Raw genomic sequence first — 17290 nt, 5'->3', positions numbered from 1 at the left:
TTAGGCACGGAACCGAATTCGGGCGATTCGCCCGAGCGGAGCCAAGCACATGTCAGGACGCCGCGGGCGACTTCTCGCGGTTCGCTTGCGATTCCACATCGCCGGTGATCCCCCAGCGGTCCAGGAGGTCCTGCATGATCGGCACCGCGGTGCTGGCGCCGGGCGAGGCGCCGAGCAGTCCCGCGATCGTGCCGTCCGCGCCGGTGACGAGCTCCGTCCCCTGCTGCAGCACGCCGATCCGGCGGCGGTCCGGCGTCACCAGCTGAGCGCGCTGGCCGGCGGAGACGAGCTCCCACTGCGCAGGGTCCGCATCCGGGTAGAAGCGCTGCAGCTGGGCGAATCTCGCCCTCCGGCTCGCGGCGAGCTGGCCGACCAGGTAGCGCACGAGAGACAGGTTCTGTAGACCGGCGGCCGTGATGACGTGCAGGTTCCCGGGGCGCAGGGTGCGGAAGAAGTCGGTGAGGCGACCACGCTTGAGCAGCTTCGTGCTGAACGTCGCGTACGGGCCGAAGAGGAGGTGGTCGGCACCGTCGACGTAGCGGCGGTCCAGGTGCGGCACCGACATGGGCGGCGCGCCGATCGCGGCCTGGCCGTACACCTTCCCGTCGTGGCGCCGCGCCACCTCGGGGTCGGAGCAGCGCAGGAATGCCGCGCCGACGGGCAGGACGGCGTAGCCGCGCACCTCGGGCAGCCGCGCGCTCTGCAGCAGGCGCAGCGCGTTCCCGCCGGCACCGACGAAGACGCGGCGGGCGCGGAGTTCGAAGCGCCCCTGCGGGCCCCGCCCGCGCACCGTCCATCCCGCCAGGGTGCGGCGCAGGCGGGTCACCTCGTGCCCGTAGCGGACCTCGCCGCCGGCGCGGGTGACGATCGAGAGGAGCCCCCGGGTGAGCGCGCCGAAGTCCACGTCGGTGCCGCCGGGGTGGCGGGTCGCCGCCATGCGGCCCCACATCGACTCGGGCCCGCGGCCCTCCATCACCAGCGGCGCCCACTGCCGGATCGTCTCCGGGTTCTCGGTGTACTCCATCGCGGCGAACGCGGGGTGGGGGCGCAGGGTCTCGAACCGCTGCCGCAGGTAGGTCATGTCGCGCTCGCCGAAGACGACGTCCAGGTGCGGCACGGTGTGCAGGAATCCGCCGTCGAGGTCACCCGCGGCGACGAGCCCGTCCCACCACGCGCGCGTTCGGCCGAACTGCTCGACCATCGACAGCGGTAGGGCGGCGTCGGCGGGGTCGGGCATGTAGTTGAGTTCACAGAAGCCGGTGTGCCCGGTGCCGGCGTTGTTCCACGGCCCACTGCTCTCCGTGGCCGGCTCGTCGGCGCGTTCGAGCAGGAGGATCCGCCAATCGGGTCGCTCCTGCGCGAGCATCGCGCCGAGCGTCGCCGACATGATGCCGCCGCCGATCAGGACGACGTCGGCATCGAATCCTCGAGTGGAGTGCGTGATCATCGGAACCTCCTGCGATGTGTGGGTACCGGTTCAGCATCGGCCGCCCGATATACATCCGTCCAATGAAGTAATGCGCGCGTATCATCCGAATATGGATCAATGGCTGAGCCTCTTCGCCCCGCAGCTACAGGCCCTCGCCGAACTGGCGGCCCACGACGGTCACATGACGCGGGCCGCGGAGACCCTCGGCATCCCCCAGTCCTCCATGAGCCGGCGGATCCATGCGTTGGAGAGCGACCTCAGGACACCGTTGCTCGTCCACTCCGGCCGCACCGTTCGGCTCACTCCCGCCGCGCTGGCGCTCGCGGCACGAATCCGGGAACCGTTGCGCGAGCTGGGCCTGGCCGTCGACGCCGTGGTCGACGAGGGCGACGGCGAGCACGGCACGGTCCGGTTCGGCTTCCCGCTCACCATGGGGTCCGGAGACCTGCCGGACCTGCTCTCCGCCTTCCGGCGGGCCCACCCCGGCATCACCGTCACCCTCAAACAGGGCCACGGCTCGGCCCTCGTCCACGACCTCGAGACCGGGGCCCTCGACCTCGCGGTGACCATCCCACCACCGGAACGGCTGCAGCACACCGTGATCGGGTCACAGGAGGTACTGGCCACCCTCCCCCGCGCCCACCCTTCGGCGGGCGCCCCGCGGATTCGGCTGGCCCAGCTGCGCTCCGAGACCTTCATCGCCAACCCGCCCGACTACCACCTGCGGCGCACCACCGAACAGTGGTGCGCCGACGCGGGATTCACACCCGAGATCGCCGTCGAGGTCACCGAGTTCGCGACCATCCGCGAGCTCATCGCCCGCGGCCTCGGCGTGGCCCTGCTGCCGCACGACGAACGGGCACCGTCGGACGTGGTGGAGGTACCGCTGGCGGGCGAACACCGGCGCGCGATCGCCCTGGCCCGCGCGACGTCCTCGCTGGCCCCGGCCACGCGGCATCTGCACGACTTCCTGCTCGACGCCGCCGGCGGCCGCGCCCGGCGCGAGGTCAGCAGGTGAGGCGGATCTCGAAGCGGCGATCGACCTGCGCCAGGGTCCCGTCGTCCACGTTCCCGGTGATGCCGCTCGCGCGGCCGCCGATGACATAGGACGCCCCGTCCCGCGTCGTCGTGAAGGGCTTCTGCCCCAGGAGGACGCCCACGCGGACGCTGAACATCACCGTCTCCGTCGCCGGTGTCGCACCCGTCGTCATCGTGATGATCGGCGAGTACTCCGGGGACTTCAGCGGATCGCCGGCGGTGGCGATCAAGGTGCCCGCCCCCTCGTCGCACTGCATCACGATCCGCTCGGCGCCGGCGGGCACGGCACCATCGAGCTGGACGGTGGCCGTCCCGGCGCGCTTCGCCGAGCCCCCGGCGGAGACGCCCGAGCTCGACGTGTCGCTCGCAGCCGTCGCACCCGGATCCCGCACCGGCGTTCCACCGATGCTCGACGAACAACCGGCGAGCGCGAGTACGCACGCGACGACGACAGGACTCCCCCAACGATTCATGGTGCAAGTGCACCACACCGGCGCTCAGTCCAGCAGCAGCTTCTTCTGCACCTTGCCCATCGGGTTACGCGGCAGGTCGTCGACGAAGCGGATCTCGCGGGGCCGCTTGTGCTTCGACAGCGTCTCTCCGACGAAGGCGACGATCGCGGTCGCGGCGGCCTCGTCGCGCGGACCGTCGGAGACGACGAAGGCGACCAGCCGCTGACCGAGATCCTCGTCGGGCAGGCCCACGACGGCGGCCTCGCGGACGTCCTCGTGGCCGAGGAGCGCGGCCTCGATCTCGCCGGCGCCGACCCGGAACCCGCCGGTCTTGATCAGGTCGGTGGACGCGCGGCCCACGATGCGGTGGAAACCGGCCCCGTCGATCACCGCGACGTCGCCGGTGTCGAACCAGCCGTCACCGACCCAGGACGCCGCGGTGGCCTCGGGGCGGCCGAGGTACTGCGTGCCGACCATCGGGCCGCGGATCTGCAGGGCCCCGATCGACTCGCCGTCGTGCGGCGCCTCGTCACCCGATTCGGCGATGATCCGTGATTCGACCCCGGCGATCGGCAGGCCGACCCATCCCGGGCGACGCTCGCCGTCGGCGCGGGCGCTCACGGTGATCAGGGTCTCCGTCATGCCGTAGCGCTCCACGATCTCGTGCCCGGTGAGCTCGCGGATCCGCTCGAAGACGGGCGCGGGCAGCGGGGCGCTCCCGGAGATGAGCAGGCGGGCGTCCCGCAGCGCCGCAGCGGCTTCCGGATCGCGCGCGATGCGCGACCACACGGTGGGCACGCCGAAGTACATCGTGCCGCCCGCGGCGGCGTACGCCTCGGGTGTCGGCTTGCCGGTGTGCACCAGTGGGCTCCCGACGCGCAGCGGGCCGAGGACGCCGAGGATGAGGCCGTGCACGTGGAACAGCGGAAGGCCTTGCACGAGAGTGTCGTTCGCGGTCCAGGCCCACGCGTCGGCCAGACCGTCGATGCACGCCGCGATGGCCGCACGGCGGATCGGTACGCCTTTCGGCGCCCCCGTCGTGCCGGAGGTGTACATGATGAGGGCCGTCGCCGCCGCGGGCGGCTCGGGCAGTGCGTGCCAGCCCCGGGCGTGCTCCCGCACCGGGACCGCGGGCAGGCCGTGCGGGTCCGCGGGCGTCCCGCCGAGCCACGCCTGCGCACCGGAATCGGTCAGCACGTGGGCGATCTCGGCGGAGCCGGAGTCGGGCGGGACCGGCACCACCGGGACGCCGGCACGAATCCCGCCGACGATCGCGATCACGGTGGCGAGCGTCGGCTCGGCCCACACTGCGACCGGCCCCCGCACGCCCAGGCCGTTCAGCCGTTCCGCGACCGCGGTGGTGGCGCCGATGAGCTCCGTCCGCGTCAGCGTCCGCCCACCGACGGTGACGGCGGACTCTGCGTCCGAGCCGGGCGGGACGGGCGTGACGGTGTGGGGCAGCAGCATGGTGCTCAGCCTAGGCCGCGCGCGGGCCGATCACGCGGCGCGGTACTGGAGGCGGTCGTCGAACGCAGCCTCGAGGAACAGCGTGGTGATCTGGACGGCCTGCGCGCTCTCGGGCGTGACACCGGCGAGTACGGGGAAGGCGTGCACGCCGCCCCGGTAGAGGTGCAGGTCGCACGGCTTGCCGGCGCGGTCGAGGTGGTCGTGCAGGCGCTCGGCGTCGACGCGGAGCATCTCGTCGGTACAGGCGATGACCAGTGCGGGAGGGAAGGCGTCGGCCTCGATCTCGGTGGCGTCGTCGTGGCCGCGGAACGCGACCGGGCCGCGGTCGAAGAAGTCGCGGAGGCCCGCGAGCTTGCCCACCGTGAGGTAGGCGTCGTCGATGCCGTGGCGCGGATCGTCGTCGGTGACGGTGGGCGTGAGCAGCGGCGAGAAGCCGAAGTACGCGGCCGGAGTGCGCGCCGCGTCGAGGTACGCGAGCTCGACCACCTTGGCCGAGATGTAGCCTCCTGCGGAGTCACCGCCCACGGCGACCTGCCGGTAGCGACCGGAGTCAGTGACGGCCCGGTACACGCGATAGCCGTCGTCGACGGACGTGCCCACGCCGGCCACGGGGAGCTGGCGGTAGGCGACGTTGAAGACGGTGACCCCCAGGGTCCGCGCGAGGGCGGCGGCCACACGGCGGTGCGTACCCGGCCCGCCCGCGAGGAAGGCGCCGCCGTGGTAGTAGCAGATCGCGACGTCGGGACGGATGTCGCCGGTGGTCGGCACCAGCCGCTCCACCGGAACGCCGGCGAGCTCGATCCGCTCCATCTCGACGTCGGCGGGCGCCCAGCCGATGCGGTTCGCCAGGCCCTCTCCCAGGGCGAGCGGGCCGAACGACCACGACCGCACCGGGTAGAGCGCGATCAGGGGCTTGAGCAGCAAGCGCGCGCCCGCGATGGCCAGCGCCGACTGGACGCTCACACCGCGGTGTTCGGTGACCGACATCATCGTCTCCTCTCGCCCGACCGAAGAGGGCCGGACAGAACCGGTTCAGACTAAGCGGAAGCACCCGATAGGGCCAGCGAATCCGCCTATCATCGCCCCGGCGTGTCCCGCTCGGCGCGCCGGCGGCCGCCGTGACACCGGTCACGCACGCTCAGCCCGCTATCCCCGTCCGCTCCACGCCGGCGGCGATCCAACGCTGCGCTACCAGGAAGAACGCCAGCAAGGGCGCGATCGATACCAGCGCGGCGGCGAACATGGCGGGCACGTTCACCGACTGGGCGGTGATGTAGCTCGACAGCACCAGCTGCACCGTCCACGACTGCGGGTCCTGCCCGATCACGAGCGGCCACAGGAACGCGTTCCAGCTCCCGACGAAGGTGATCGTGGCGACGGCGGCCGTCACGGGGCCCGCTCCCGGCAGCGCCACGGCGGAGAAGATCCGGCCCGGCCCGGCACCGTCGAGCACTGCGGCCTCCTCCAGCTCCCGGGGCAGGCCGAGGAAGTGCTGACGGAACAGGAAGACCGCGGTCGCCTGGAACAGCCCCGGCACCACCAGCCCGCGCAGCGACGACACCCAGCCGAGCGTCGAGACCATGACGAACGTGGGCACGAAGGTCACCGCGGCCGGGACCAGCAGCGTGGCGAGGACCACCGCGAAGACCCTGCCCGCGTACGCGACCCGGATCCGCGCGAAGGCGTAGCCCGCCGGCAGCGCGACGGCGACCGTCCCCACCGTCTGCAACACCGCCACCGTCGTCGAGTTGAGCAGCGCCCGGCCGAGCGGGCGGGCCTCGTCCGAGAAGATCCGACGGAAGCCGCCCCCGTCGGGCGAACGAGGCCACCAGTCCCCGGTCGCGACGTCCGCCGGCGTGCCGACCGCGCCGCGCACGAGCAGGTAGAGCGGCAGGAGGAACAGGACCGCCAGGCCGACGAGCAGGACGTACCGCCCCGCCCGCGCCGCGCCGCCCCCGGTCACCGCTCCTCCCGCCGCCGGAACAGGCCCGTGAACCGGCCCTGGGCGAGCGCGATCAGCCCGATCAGCACCGTGAGCAGGATCCCGCCCGCGCCGCCGTGGCCGAAGTCCTGGCCGTTACCGACCGCGACGTAGTAGAGGTACACCAGCGGCGGCCGGGCGTACGGCGGGTAGCCCTGCGCCGTCGCCATCACCCCGTAGAACTCGTCGAAGGCCTGGAAGGCGTTCACCGTCGCGAGCAGCAGCACGGCCACCGAGACGGCCCGCAGCTGCGGGAACGTGATCCGCGCGAACACGGTCCACGCGGACGCCCCGTCGAGCGCGGCCGCCTCGTACAACTGGCGCGGTACCCGCTGCAGCGCCGCCAGGAACAGGATCATGTAGAAGCCGAGCTGCAGCCACAGGCGCAGCGTCACCAGGACCAGCCAGTACCAGGGCGGGTCGACCACCGACAGCCACGCGACGGGTTCGGCCCCCATCGCTCGGAGCGCCGCGTTCGCGACCCCCGTCGGCACGCCGGGGAAGATCGCTCCGCGCCAGATCAGCGACGCGGCCACGTAGCTGCAGGCCATCGGGAGGAAGAAGACCGAGCGGAAGAAGGGCTGGAACCGCCGCACGCCGTTGATCAGGACGGCCAGTGCGAGCGAGCCCGCGAAGGTCAGCGGCACGACGACGGCGGCGAAGACGACGAACGTGACGAGGCTCGACCGGAAGGCGGGGTCGCCCAGCATGTCCCGGTAGTTGTCCAGCCCCACGAACTCCGTCGGCGTGACCGTGTTGTGCGCGTCGAACAGGCTCAGCCAGAGGCTCCAGCCGATCGGGACGACCACGAAGCCCAGGAGCCCGAGCAGGAACGGCCCCGCCATCACCCAGAACCACAGGTGCGGCGAATCGCGCAGAGTCCCCCGCGCGCGGGCCCCGGCGGGCCGGACCGAGCGGACGGACATCAGTTCGGGAACCGCTCGAGTTCCTTCTCGACCACCGACGCGACCCCGCGCAGCTCCGTCATCGGCTCGGCGCCGCCGCGGATCACGCGATCGAGCGCGTCGCGGTACGCGGTGGCGCTGCGCGGGGTCCAGAGCAGCGGCGTCTGCGGATGGCCCACCGTGTTCACGAGGTCGGCGGCCTCGTTGAACAGGCCGGTCGCCAGGTGGGTGGCCTGCGGCACCAGCGAGCGCCGCGCCGGGACGTGCAGGCCGTAGCCCTGCGCCCAGTCGAGCTGCAGGTCGGTCCGCTCGACCCACAGCCACTGCACGAACTTCTTGGCGCGCTCGACATCACCGTGGGCGTTGACCGCGGCGCCGTACGCGCCGAAGGGCACGCTCGTGCCGCCGTTCGTGCCGATCGCCGGGAACGGCCGCACGCCGACGTCGTCGCCGAGCGCCGCCCGGATCGCCGGCAGCGCCCACAGACCGGTCCACTGCATCGCCGTCTGCCCCGCGATGAACGCGCCCGGGTCCGGCCAGTCCTGCGGCGCCCCGAGGAGGAGGTCCCCCGACGTGAACAGGCTGCGCATCGTCCGCAGGCCCGCCGCGACCTCCTCGTCGACGAAGCCCGGCTCGCGGTCGGGCGTCAGGTAGTCGTGCCCCGACGACCACAGCAGGACGCCGCCGAGGACGTCCGCGCCGCCGTTGTTGCCGAGGAAGAGCCCCTTGACCGTGCCGCGGTTCAGTGCCCGCGCGGCCGATACCAGCTCGTCCAGCGTGCGCGGTGGGACCACGCCGGCCTGCGCGAGCATCGACTTCCGGTAGACGAGCAACTGCATGTCGGTCACCTGCGGGATCCCGTAGACCCGGCCGCCGTGGGTCATCCGGTCGAGCAGCGCCGGCGTGAAATCGGAGCGCGCGTCGCCCAGCAGGTCGGTGAGGTCGGCCACCTGACCGGCGGCGATCATGTCGATCGTGGGGCCGTTGGCGAACTCGAAGACGTCCGGACCGTCGCCGCTGATCAGTGCGGACGAGACCTTCTGGTCGTAGTCCCCCGGGAAACTGCTCACGCGCACGCCGCCGCGCGGATAGTCGGCGGCGTAGCGGGCGAGCGCCTCGGGCGCACCCTCCTCGCCGTACTGGTGGAACCACACGCGCAGGTCGCCCGCGGAACCGCCGCGGCCGGTGTCACCGCCGCACGCCGCGAGCGCACCCGCGAGCGCCAGGCCGCCGAGGCCGGTCAGCACCGACCGCCGGGACACGCTGTAGTCAGACACGGGGTAAGTATCGCAAACCTGCGAGTGGCTTGCGGACCGGGGAACCGGGCGTCGTCAGAACAGCGCGCCCGCCAGGTCGCGGCGGGCCGCGAGCACGACCGGGTCCGCCCCGTCGAAGAGCTCGAACAACTCCAGCAGCCGAGTGCGCAGCGCCGAGCGGTCGTCGCCGGCCGTGACCCTGATTCCGGCGATGAGCCGGTCGAAGGCGGCCTTCGGCGAGCCGGTGAGGAGTTCCTCGTCGGCGGCGGCGAGCGCCAACGCGACCCGCTCCGCGCCGGTCGCCCCGGTCGCCGCCTCGGCCCGCGCGATCGCGCCGGGCTCGCCCTGTGTGGCGCGGGCGAAGAAGGCCATCTGCTTCACCGCGGCGGCGGCTTCGGCGTCGCCCGGGTTCGCGTGCAGTATCGCCTCGTAGGCGGCGCGCGCCCCCTCGTAGTCGCCGTCGGCCGCGAGCTGCTCGGCGGCCTCGCGCCGCGGATCGGACGGGGCCTCGCCCCCGGCCGCGGCACCGCCCCCGAACTCGGGCGGGAGCTGCGCGAGCACGTCGTCGAGCCACTGCCGCGCCGCCGCCTCCGGCTGCGCACCCGCGAACGCCGTCACCGCGCGGCCGCCCGCGACGGCGACCACCATCGGCACCGACTGCGCCCCGAAGGCCTGCGCCACGCCCGGCGCACCGTCGACGTCCACGCGGGCGAGCGTCCACCGGCCCGCGTCGGCGGCGGCGAGCTTCTCCAGCACCGCGGACATCGCCTGCGACTGCTCGCTGTACGACGCGGCGAGGAGCACCACCACGAGCCCGTTCGCGGATCGGTCGATGACCTCGACCGGGAAGCTCTGGTCCGTCACGTCGACGACGCCGGCCCCGGGGGCGCCGCCGGCCTCCCCGGCCTCGCCCGACGGTGCCGGGCGGGCCTGCTGCGCGGCCTTCGCCTCCGCCCGGGCCTTGAGGCCCGAGAGGTCGACCGCGCCCGCCATCGCCGCTGCGGTGCGCAGCGCCCGTTCCTGATCCTGCCTGGAAGCGCCTCGAGGTGTAGTCACCCCTCCATCTTGGCACGCCCGTTGCGCGCGCCGCCCGCGGCGACCGCCCGGGCCCGGACTCAGAGGTAGCGCGAACGCTCGGTGTCGAACCGCCACGAGGTGGGGCCCGGCGCCGGCATCCCCGCGGCCGCCAGCGCCGCCCGGCGCGGGCGGTACCAGCTGGTGAGCGGCACCTCGTCGACGACGTGCACCGCGTCCGGGTACTGGTCGTGACGGCCGGAGAAGGCGTCAGTGATCTCCTCGGCCGTCAACGCCGCATCGTCCCGCAGGGTGACCGCCGCGACCACGCGCGGCGCACCGTCAGGATCGTCGCCCGGCACCTGGTAGACGACGGCCTGCTCCACCTGCCCGAGCTGCTCGAGCACGTCGGTGATCGGGATCGAGTAGACGGGCCCGCGGTCGGTGACCGCGACCGTGCGCACGTCGTCGACGAGCCAGTAGTCGCCGTCCTCGTCGCGCCGGAACAGGTGCCCCGTCGAGAACCAGGCGTCGCCGGGTCGGAAGACGCCCCGCAGCAGCACGTCACGGTGCGTGACGTCGGGATCGGCGCGGCCGATGAGTACGCCGACCTCCCCCTGCGCGACCTCCTGCAGGAAGCCGTCGCCGTCCTCGACGAAGCGGCCCGAGTCGACGTAGTAGTCCACGAGTGCGACGTCCGCGCTGCCCGGCAGCCGCCGGCCCTTCGCGCCCGGCTTGCCGCCGCGCACCTTGGCGAGCACGATCTCGCCCTCGGTGGAGGCGTAGAACTCGATGACCTGCGCGTCGAAGGCCTCGCCGACGCGGCGCGAGAGCTCCGCCGACATGCCGGAGCCGATGAAGGCGCGCACCGGGTGGTAGCGCGGGATCTCCAGCCCCGGGGTGTCGAGCACCGCGCGCATGAGATTCCAGGTGTAGCAGACCACGGTGACGCCGTAGCGCTGCACCTCCACCATGAACCTGTCCGGGTCGAAGTCCCGGGTGAGCGCGATTCGCGAGCCGCCCGCCAGCGCGCCGCCGAGGCTCGTCATCAGGCCGGAGCTGTGGCTCAGCGGCGTGAGGCAGTAGACCGTGTCGCTCTGGGAGAGCCGCGCGGCGGACGCCGTGCCGAAGGCCGACAGCGCCCACCGGCCGTTGGTCACGCGCTTGGCGCGCAGGAGACCCCCCACCTCGGAGAACATGACGAAGGCCAGGTCGCGGCCGAGGCCGGCGTCGGGCCGGTACCACCGCGGGATCCGCACGTTGTCGGGGTCGACCTGCTCCAGGTCGACCAGCTCCGCGCCGAGGTCCTGCCGGGCCGCGCCCGGTCGGTCGCGCCGATCACCACCGCCGACGACGAAGACGCGCTCGGCGACGACCGCGGCGTCCACCGCGTGCTCGGGATCGGTGACGACCGCGGTGGCCTCCCCCAGGCGCAGGGCCGCGGCGTAGTCGGTACCGGGCGGCAGCAGCACCGCGACGGCGCCGAGCCGGGACAGCGCCGCCATCGCGACGAGGGCCGACGGGCGGGTGTGCATGAGCACACCGACGTGCTCGCCCTGCCGCACCCCGACCTGGATGAGGCCGCTGACGACGCGGTCGATGCGCTGATTCACGGCCTGCTTGGTGTGCACGCGGTCCTCGTAGAGGAAGAGCTCGCCGTGCGGGTCGCTCGCGGCCTGCTCCGCGAGCAGTTTGCCCAGCGAGACCTGGGTGTGGGCCTGCAGCTGCCCGAGGCGGGCGAGCTTCGGCAGGCCGCGCGTCACCTCGCGGGCGACGGCGGAGGCGCCCGCCGCAGCGCCCGACGCCGCGTCGAGCACGTCGCGCGCGGCGACGAAGCCGACCGTCGCGATGCCGCCCAGGCCCGCGACCAAGGGATTGACGCCCACGTCGCGGCCGTCGTCGGGCTGCATCTCCGCGACGTTCTCGGGTTGCGGCCCGCGGCCCTCGAGCCACTGGATCCACTGCGAGACGGTCGGATAGGTGACCGCGCCGGCCGAACTGCCGACGACGAGCCCGAAGTGTCCCGCCGAGACCTGCGCCTCGTACACCGTCGCCTTCGGGGCGGCCTGCAGGATGCCGCGGACCGCACTGGGCCGGCCGATCTGGTCGGACAGGCCGACGAAGGCCAGCACCGGGCAGGTGATGGACGCGAGCGAGACGGCGTCGCCGTCGATCGCGAAGCCGCCGGTGAGCATGCGGTTGTGCACGACGAACTGCTTGAGCAGATCGGCCACCGCGGGCCCGGCGTAGGCGACCCAGCCGTCGGCCTCAAGGAAGCGGCGCTGATCCTCGCGCGGCAGCAGCGCGTCACGGTCGTGCAGTTGCCGGACGAAGTCCAGGCGCGAGCGCACGGCCTTGACCGGGTTGAGCATCTCGAAACCGCGCTGCACCATCCAGCTGGGCAGGTAGAAGCGGTTGAAGACGTGGTCGGCGACGAACTCGGCGCCCTTGTTCACCAACGCGGGCGGCGCGCCCAGCGGCAGGCCCGCGGAGATGTCGACGGGGCTGCCGAAGGTCACCAGGCTCGCGATCGTCCGCGACTGGCGGTACGCGGCGACCTGGTAGCAGAACATGCCGCCCTGGGAGTAGCCGCCGATGTGCACGTCGCGCCCGCGCAGCGCCGCCACCTGGTCGATGGCGCGGGAGATGGCGACGACGTGGTCGGCGAGGTTGCGCTCGAGGCCGCCCTCCTCGCGGTCGGGCGCGCCGAAGTCGATCACCCACGGGTCGAGGCCGGCGCGGTGCAGGACCGAGACGGCGCCGTTGTGCTCCGTGACGTCGAAGACGTTGGCGTCGACCATCATGGGCGGCACCAGCAGGATCACGGGCCGCTCGTCCTGCGCGGGGTCCGGCGCACGGTCCGCGAAGTAGCGCCGCAGCCGGTACATCGGCGACCGCTCGACGACGGTGAACTGCGAGGGCTTCGCGCCGGTCTCGAGGCCGCCCTGGGTGAGGACCTCGAAACCGTTGCGCGCCGTCGCCGCCAGGCGGTTCACCGACGCCTCGAGCGCCTTCCCGCCGGGCAGCCCGCCCAGGATGTCCACCATGCGCCCCACCTCTCCACAGTGCCGGTCAGCCGACTCAAGGTACCCGCAGGCGGGGCGCCGTGCCGGACTAACCGCCGATCGCGTCGGCCGGCTCGGCGGGCTTCGCCGCGGACGCCGGGGCGTCGAGCTTGCCGGCGCGCTGCGCCCACACCTCGAAGACCACCGAGCAGAACGGCAGGACCGTCGCGAGCAGGCCGAGCACCACGGTCGTGACGTCCCACTTGCGCGCGTACGCGGCGGCGACGGTCAGGACCACGAGCACCATGAAGACGATGCCGTGCGTCATGCCGGGCACTGCGATCGCGTCGGGCTTGTCCTGTACCCGCTTGATGATCATGCCGATGATCAACCACACCCAGGTGAGGGCCTCGAGGAAGGCGACGACCTTGAAGGCGGTGACGATCTTGGACGCGAGTGATTCGTTCATGATCTCTACTTCCCGGGAACGGTGATGATGAGCGCGTCGCCCTGACCGCCGGCGCCGCACAGGCCGGCGGCACCGGTGCCGCCGCCGCGGCGGGCGAGCTCGAGGGCGAGGTGCAGGACGATGCGGGCGCCCGACGCACCGAGCGGATGGCCGATGGCGATCGCGCCGCCGTCGACATTGACCTTCTCGGCGTCGACGCCCAGGTCGGCGGCGGACGCGAGGCCCACGGCCGCGAAGGCCTCGTTGATCTCGAGCAGGTCGAGGTCGGCCGGCGTGATGCCCTGCTTGTCACAGGCCTTCTTGATGGCGTTGGACGGCTGGTGCTGCAGCGACGAATCCGGGCCGGCGACGACGCCGTGCGCCCCGATCTCGGCGAGGTACTCGAGGCCGAGCTCCTGCGCCTTGCTCTTGCGCATGACCACCACCGCGACGGCACCGTCGGTGAGCTGCGAGGCGTTGCCGGCGGTGATGCTGCCGTCCTTCGCGAAGGCGGGACGCAGCTTCGCCAGCGACTCGGCGGTCGTGTCGCCGCGGACGCCCTCGTCCTCGGTCACGCGGATCGGCTCGCCCCGGCGCTGCGGGATCTCGACGGGGACCACCTCGTCGGCGAACTTGCCCGCCGCCCAGGCCGCGGCGGCCTTGCGGTGCGAGTCCGCCGCGAAGACGTCCTGCTCCTCGCGGGAGTAGGTCACGGTGTCCGTGGTGTTGAGCTGCTCGGTGAGCCCGCCCATCGGCTGATCGGTGAAGACGTCGTGCAGACCGTCGTAGGCGGTGTGATCGAGCATCTCGATGCTGCCGTACTTGTGCCCCTCGCGGCTGCCCGTGAGGATGTGCGGCGCCTGGGTCATCGACTCCTGGCCGCCGGCGACCACGACCTCGTACTCGCCGGCGCGGATCAGCTGATCGGCCAGGGCGATGGCGTTGATGCCCGACAGGCACATCTTGTTGATGGTCAGGGTGGGCACGTCCCAGGGAACGCCGCCCGCGATCGCGGCCTGGCGCGCGGGCATCTGGCCGGCGCCGGCGGTGAGGACCTGGCCCATGATCACGTAGTCGATCGTCTGCGGATCGACACCGCTCTTCTCGAGGGCTCCGCGGATGGCGACCGCGCCGAGGTCGGTGCCCGACTGCGACTTGAGCGCGCCGAGCAGCTTGCCGAAGGGCGTCCGAGCGCCGGCGACGATGACCGTGGGGTCCTGATGGGATGCGGACGGGGCCACTTCGTTCCTCCTAGTGGGCATGGGTCTTCCACCTCAAAGCTACATTCGAGGCATGACAGAGAGCCAATCGCGACATTCCGATCACACCGCCCCCGCCGCGCACGCGGTGCCCGCCGAATACGTCCTGGGCATCGACCACGTCGGCGTCGCGGTGTCCGATTTCGACGCGGCCCTGGAGTGGTACGCCCGCGTGCTCGGCATGGTCTGCACGCACGAGGAGATCAACGAGGCGCAGGGCGTCCGGGAGGGCATGCTCTCCCCCGCCTCGCTCCTCGCGGCCGACGGCGCGGCGGGCGGAGCGGAGGGAAGGGCGTCGTCCCGCCAGGCCCAGCTGCAGGTCCTCGCGCCCCTGACCCCCGCATCGACGATCGCCAAGTTCCTCGACCGCAACGGCCCCGGCATGCAGCAGCTCGCCTACCGGGTCTCGGACCTCGAGGCCGTCACCGCGCACCTGCAGGAGCAGGGTGTGCGACTGCTGTACGACGCGCCCCGGAACGGCACCGCCGGCTCGCGGATCAACTTCCTGCACCCGAAGGACGCGGGCGGGATCCTCGTCGAGCTGGTCGAACCTGCATCCTGACCGGAACCGGCCCGTAATTCGGACCTTTTGCGACTGCTGACGCCGCGCGCGGGGGCTGCCCACGTACCATCGGTGCATGGCGAATTCGGACAACGTATCGGGTGGCCCGGCACCCGCACCGTTCGCGGTGGTCCTGCGCGGGTACGACCGGGACCAGGTCAGCGAACAGTTCCACCGCTACCAGGCTGAACTGCGGGTTCTCGCCGCGGACAGGGACGCGGCGTCGGCCCACGCCCGCGAACTGACGGACCTCCTCGACGAGGCGCAGGACGAGATCGACAACCTGCGCCGCGAGGTGGACCGCCTGAGCGTGCCGCCGACGAGCGCCGAGGGCATGAGCGACCGCATCGCCCGCATGATGCGTCTCGCCTCCGACGAAGCCTCGGAGATCCGGGCCGCGGCCGAGAACGAGTCCGCCGAGGTGCGGTCGCTGGCGCGCCAGGAGGCCGAGACGACGCGGCGCGAGGCCGATCGCCTGCGCTCCGACATGACCGCGCGACGCGAGGCCATGGAGGCCGAGCACGAGAAGACCATGAAGGACGCGCACGCCGAGGCCGAGCGCATCAAGGCGGAGGCGAAGGCCGAGGCGGAGAAGCTGGCGCAGTCCGCCGCCGACAACCGCGAGCGCGTCCAGAACGACTTCGACATGGCGATGTCGATGCGCCGGGACAAGGCGATCCGCACGATCACCGAGCTCGAGGACGCCTCCAAGGAAGAGGCGCGCGAGCGGATCGATTCGGCGAACGAGCGCGCGGAGCAGACGCTCAACACCGCCAACGCCACCGCCGAGCAGAAGCTCGAGGACACCAACACCCGCATCGCGACGCAGGTGGCGAACGCCCGCCGGATCACCGAGGACATGCAGTCGCTGCGCGCGTCCATCCTCGATCAGCTCGAGACGGTGCGCCGCCAGCTCTCGCTGGTGCCCGAGGCCCTGGCGACCGGCGACGGCGAGCCCCAGGTCGTCGAGAAGCGGATCGATCCCGCGCCCTACGAGGCGGCTGCGGCGCCGAAGGCCGCGCACGTCACGGACGAGGGTCCCACCGCGGCGCAACGTGCGAAGGAGGTCCTCGGGTCGGACGACTTCGCGGCGGCGGACACCGCGGCGATCACGACCGCGAAGCCGGACTCCTCGCCGTCGGTCTCGACGCAGGACACCGTCGCGATCAACACCGCGAAGCGGTAGTCAGCGGGCCCGCCGGCCGGCTTCCCGCGCCCAGCATCCGCTGTGCCAGTGTCGCCGGTCGGCCACGCCGCCGCTCTCCGCTGCGGGCCACACCACCACGTGCGCGGTCCCGGCGGGGATCGCCTGGTGACAGCCCGGGCAGCGATAGTCCTTGACGGCGCCCGTGCCGGTGACCGTGCGCACCTGGTAGGCGTCCTCGCCCAGCTCCACCCGGGAGCCGAACCCTCCCGCGCTGAGCGGGCGGTGCCCGTCCCGCGCGGCCGCCCGCTTCCGGGAGGTGGGCCGGCGCCCCATCAGAAGAGCTTGTAGGACGTGTCCTCGGTGCCCCGCAGCACGTCGTAATCGACGGTGACGCACCGGATGCCGCGGTCCTCCGCAAGGGTGCGGGCCTGGGGCTTCACCTGTTGGGCGGCCAGGATGCCCGTGACGGGCGCGATGAGCGGATCCCGGTTCAGGAGCTCGAGGTAGCGGGTGAGCTGCTCGACGCCGTCGATCTCGGCCCGCCGCTTGACCTCCACGGCGACGGTGCCCCCGTCGGCGTCCCGGCACAGCAGGTCGACGGGGCCGATGGCCGTCATGTACTCGCGCCGGATCAGCGTGTAGCCCGCACCGAAGGTGTGCGTGTGTTCCGCGAGGAGTTCCTGCAGGTGCGCCTCGACGCCGTCCTTCACCAGTCCGGGGTCGACCCCGAGATCGTGGCTGCTGTCGTGCTCGACCGCACCGATGAGGATGCGGAGCTGCTCCTCCGCCTTGTTGCGGACGATCCACAGCTGGTGCCCCTCGGGGACGTCCTTGGCCTCGTCCTCCGGGGGTGCCGTCTCGAGCCAGCAGGGCGGGCTCATCCAGTTGAGCGGCTTGTAGGCGCGGTCGTCCGCATGGATGCTGACGGAACCGTCGGCCTTCACCAGGATCAGGCGGCGGGCCATCGGGAGGTGGGCGGTGAGCCGGCCCACGTAGTCGACCTGGCATTCGGCAATCACGACACGCACGGCGTCCACCTTACGGCACGGACACCGCTCCACCGGGCGGCCCACAACGCGATCCGCAGCACGTCACGGCCGGCGACGTGCCCCCGAGCTCACCCGACACTCACGTCGTCCTGCGAGCACGAAGAAGACCCCCGTGTCGGGAGCATTGCTGCTCACCGACCCGAGGGTCTTCTCCTGTATCTAATTTTAGTCCGGCGGTGTCCTACTCTCCCACACCCTCACGAGTGCAGTACCATCGGCGCTGGAGGGCTTAGCTTCCGGGTTCGGAATGGAGCCGGGCGTTTCCCCTCCGCTATGGC

Annotated in this window: 16 protein-coding genes and 1 rRNA gene; 3 read left to right on the top strand and 14 right to left on the bottom strand. The window is 72.4% G+C overall.

The genetic code is table 11. From position 1 onward, the window contains the following. Positions 1 to 52: 52 nt before the first annotated feature. A complete protein-coding gene (locus FK530_RS15025) occupies positions 53 to 1447 on the bottom strand; it encodes a malate:quinone oxidoreductase (RefSeq protein WP_146487852.1) in 1395 nt (464 codons plus the stop codon). 91 nt (positions 1448 to 1538) lie between these two features. Between FK530_RS15025 and FK530_RS15020 the strand changes: the two genes are divergently transcribed. After that, positions 1539 to 2447: a LysR family transcriptional regulator gene (locus tag FK530_RS15020; protein WP_146487851.1), complete on the top strand. Its 909-nt coding sequence runs from the start codon at positions 1539 to 1541 to the stop codon at positions 2445 to 2447. Here FK530_RS15020 and FK530_RS15015 read toward each other — a convergent pair. The 10 genes from FK530_RS15015 to FK530_RS14970 form a co-directional block, all read right to left on the bottom strand. Further along, a complete protein-coding gene (locus tag FK530_RS15015; RefSeq protein WP_146487850.1) occupies positions 2437 to 2940 on the bottom strand; it encodes a lipoprotein LpqH in 504 nt (167 codons plus the stop codon). The two genes, FK530_RS15020 and FK530_RS15015, sit on opposite strands and share 11 nt — an antisense overlap. 24 nt (positions 2941 to 2964) lie before the next feature. Beyond that, positions 2965 to 4386, bottom strand: coding sequence for an acyl-CoA synthetase (locus FK530_RS15010; RefSeq protein WP_146487849.1), 1422 nt, complete (start codon positions 4384 to 4386; stop codon positions 2965 to 2967). 30 nt (positions 4387 to 4416) lie between these two features. Beyond that, positions 4417 to 5373 carry an alpha/beta hydrolase gene (locus FK530_RS15005; protein WP_158645108.1) on the bottom strand — a complete coding sequence of 319 codons (957 nt, stop codon included), beginning with the start codon at positions 5371 to 5373 and terminating at the stop codon, positions 4417 to 4419. A 151-nt stretch (positions 5374 to 5524) separates the two neighbouring features. Beyond that, entirely contained in the window at positions 5525 to 6349 is an 825-nt protein-coding gene (locus FK530_RS15000) for a carbohydrate ABC transporter permease (RefSeq protein WP_146487847.1), read from the bottom strand. Next, the gene (locus FK530_RS14995; RefSeq protein ID WP_146487846.1) at positions 6346 to 7293 is read right to left on the bottom strand and encodes a carbohydrate ABC transporter permease; all 948 of its coding nucleotides are present in this window, start codon (positions 7291 to 7293) and stop codon (positions 6346 to 6348) included. The genes FK530_RS15000 and FK530_RS14995 overlap by 4 nt, the downstream gene beginning before the upstream one ends. Continuing rightward, positions 7293 to 8549, bottom strand: a complete 1257-nt coding sequence (locus tag FK530_RS14990; protein WP_231706651.1) for an ABC transporter substrate-binding protein — start codon at positions 8547 to 8549, stop codon at positions 7293 to 7295. The genes FK530_RS14995 and FK530_RS14990 overlap by 1 nt, the downstream gene beginning before the upstream one ends. Before the next feature lie 54 nt (positions 8550 to 8603). Further along, positions 8604 to 9584 carry a tetratricopeptide repeat protein gene (locus tag FK530_RS14985; protein ID WP_331456354.1) on the bottom strand — a complete coding sequence of 327 codons (981 nt, stop codon included), beginning with the start codon at positions 9582 to 9584 and terminating at the stop codon, positions 8604 to 8606. Positions 9585 to 9643: 59 nt separating this feature from the next. After that, a complete protein-coding gene (locus FK530_RS14980) occupies positions 9644 to 12589 on the bottom strand; it encodes an AMP-binding protein (protein WP_146487845.1) in 2946 nt (981 codons plus the stop codon). Between the two features lie 67 nt (positions 12590 to 12656). Continuing rightward, a complete protein-coding gene (locus FK530_RS14975) occupies positions 12657 to 13016 on the bottom strand; it encodes a DUF3817 domain-containing protein (protein ID WP_146487844.1) in 360 nt (119 codons plus the stop codon). Between the two features lie 5 nt (positions 13017 to 13021). Continuing rightward, the gene (locus FK530_RS14970) at positions 13022 to 14236 is read right to left on the bottom strand and encodes an acetyl-CoA C-acetyltransferase (RefSeq protein WP_231706650.1); all 1215 of its coding nucleotides are present in this window, start codon (positions 14234 to 14236) and stop codon (positions 13022 to 13024) included. A gap of 52 nt (positions 14237 to 14288) precedes the next feature. Here FK530_RS14970 and mce point away from each other — a divergent pair, with 52 nt between their 5' ends. Continuing rightward, complete coding sequence (gene mce / locus FK530_RS14965) at positions 14289 to 14816, top strand: methylmalonyl-CoA epimerase (RefSeq protein WP_146487842.1); 528 nt, start codon at positions 14289 to 14291, stop codon at positions 14814 to 14816. A gap of 76 nt (positions 14817 to 14892) precedes the next feature. Beyond that, complete coding sequence (locus FK530_RS14960; protein ID WP_146487841.1) at positions 14893 to 16002, top strand: coiled-coil domain-containing protein; 1110 nt, start codon at positions 14893 to 14895, stop codon at positions 16000 to 16002. Here FK530_RS14960 and FK530_RS14955 read toward each other — a convergent pair whose 3' ends face one another. The 3 genes from FK530_RS14955 to rrf form a co-directional block, all read right to left on the bottom strand. Further along, the gene (locus tag FK530_RS14955; RefSeq protein WP_191834349.1) at positions 16003 to 16296 is read right to left on the bottom strand and encodes an Rv1322 family protein; all 294 of its coding nucleotides are present in this window, start codon (positions 16294 to 16296) and stop codon (positions 16003 to 16005) included. It abuts the gene before it with no gap. Beyond that, positions 16296 to 16991, bottom strand: a complete 696-nt coding sequence (nucS, locus tag FK530_RS14950; RefSeq protein ID WP_146487840.1) for an endonuclease NucS — start codon at positions 16989 to 16991, stop codon at positions 16296 to 16298. The genes FK530_RS14955 and nucS overlap by 1 nt, the downstream gene beginning before the upstream one ends. A 189-nt stretch (positions 16992 to 17180) precedes the next feature. Next, positions 17181 to 17290: ribosomal RNA gene (rrf, locus tag FK530_RS14945) — 5S ribosomal RNA — on the bottom strand; the annotation flags it as partial.

It is taken from the genome of Tsukamurella conjunctivitidis (assembly GCF_007858475.1).
Taxonomy (GTDB): domain Bacteria; phylum Actinomycetota; class Actinomycetes; order Mycobacteriales; family Mycobacteriaceae; genus Tsukamurella; species Tsukamurella conjunctivitidis.
Note: the sequence above shows the minus strand (reverse complement) of the source record. Positions and strands in the feature narration are given on the sequence as shown.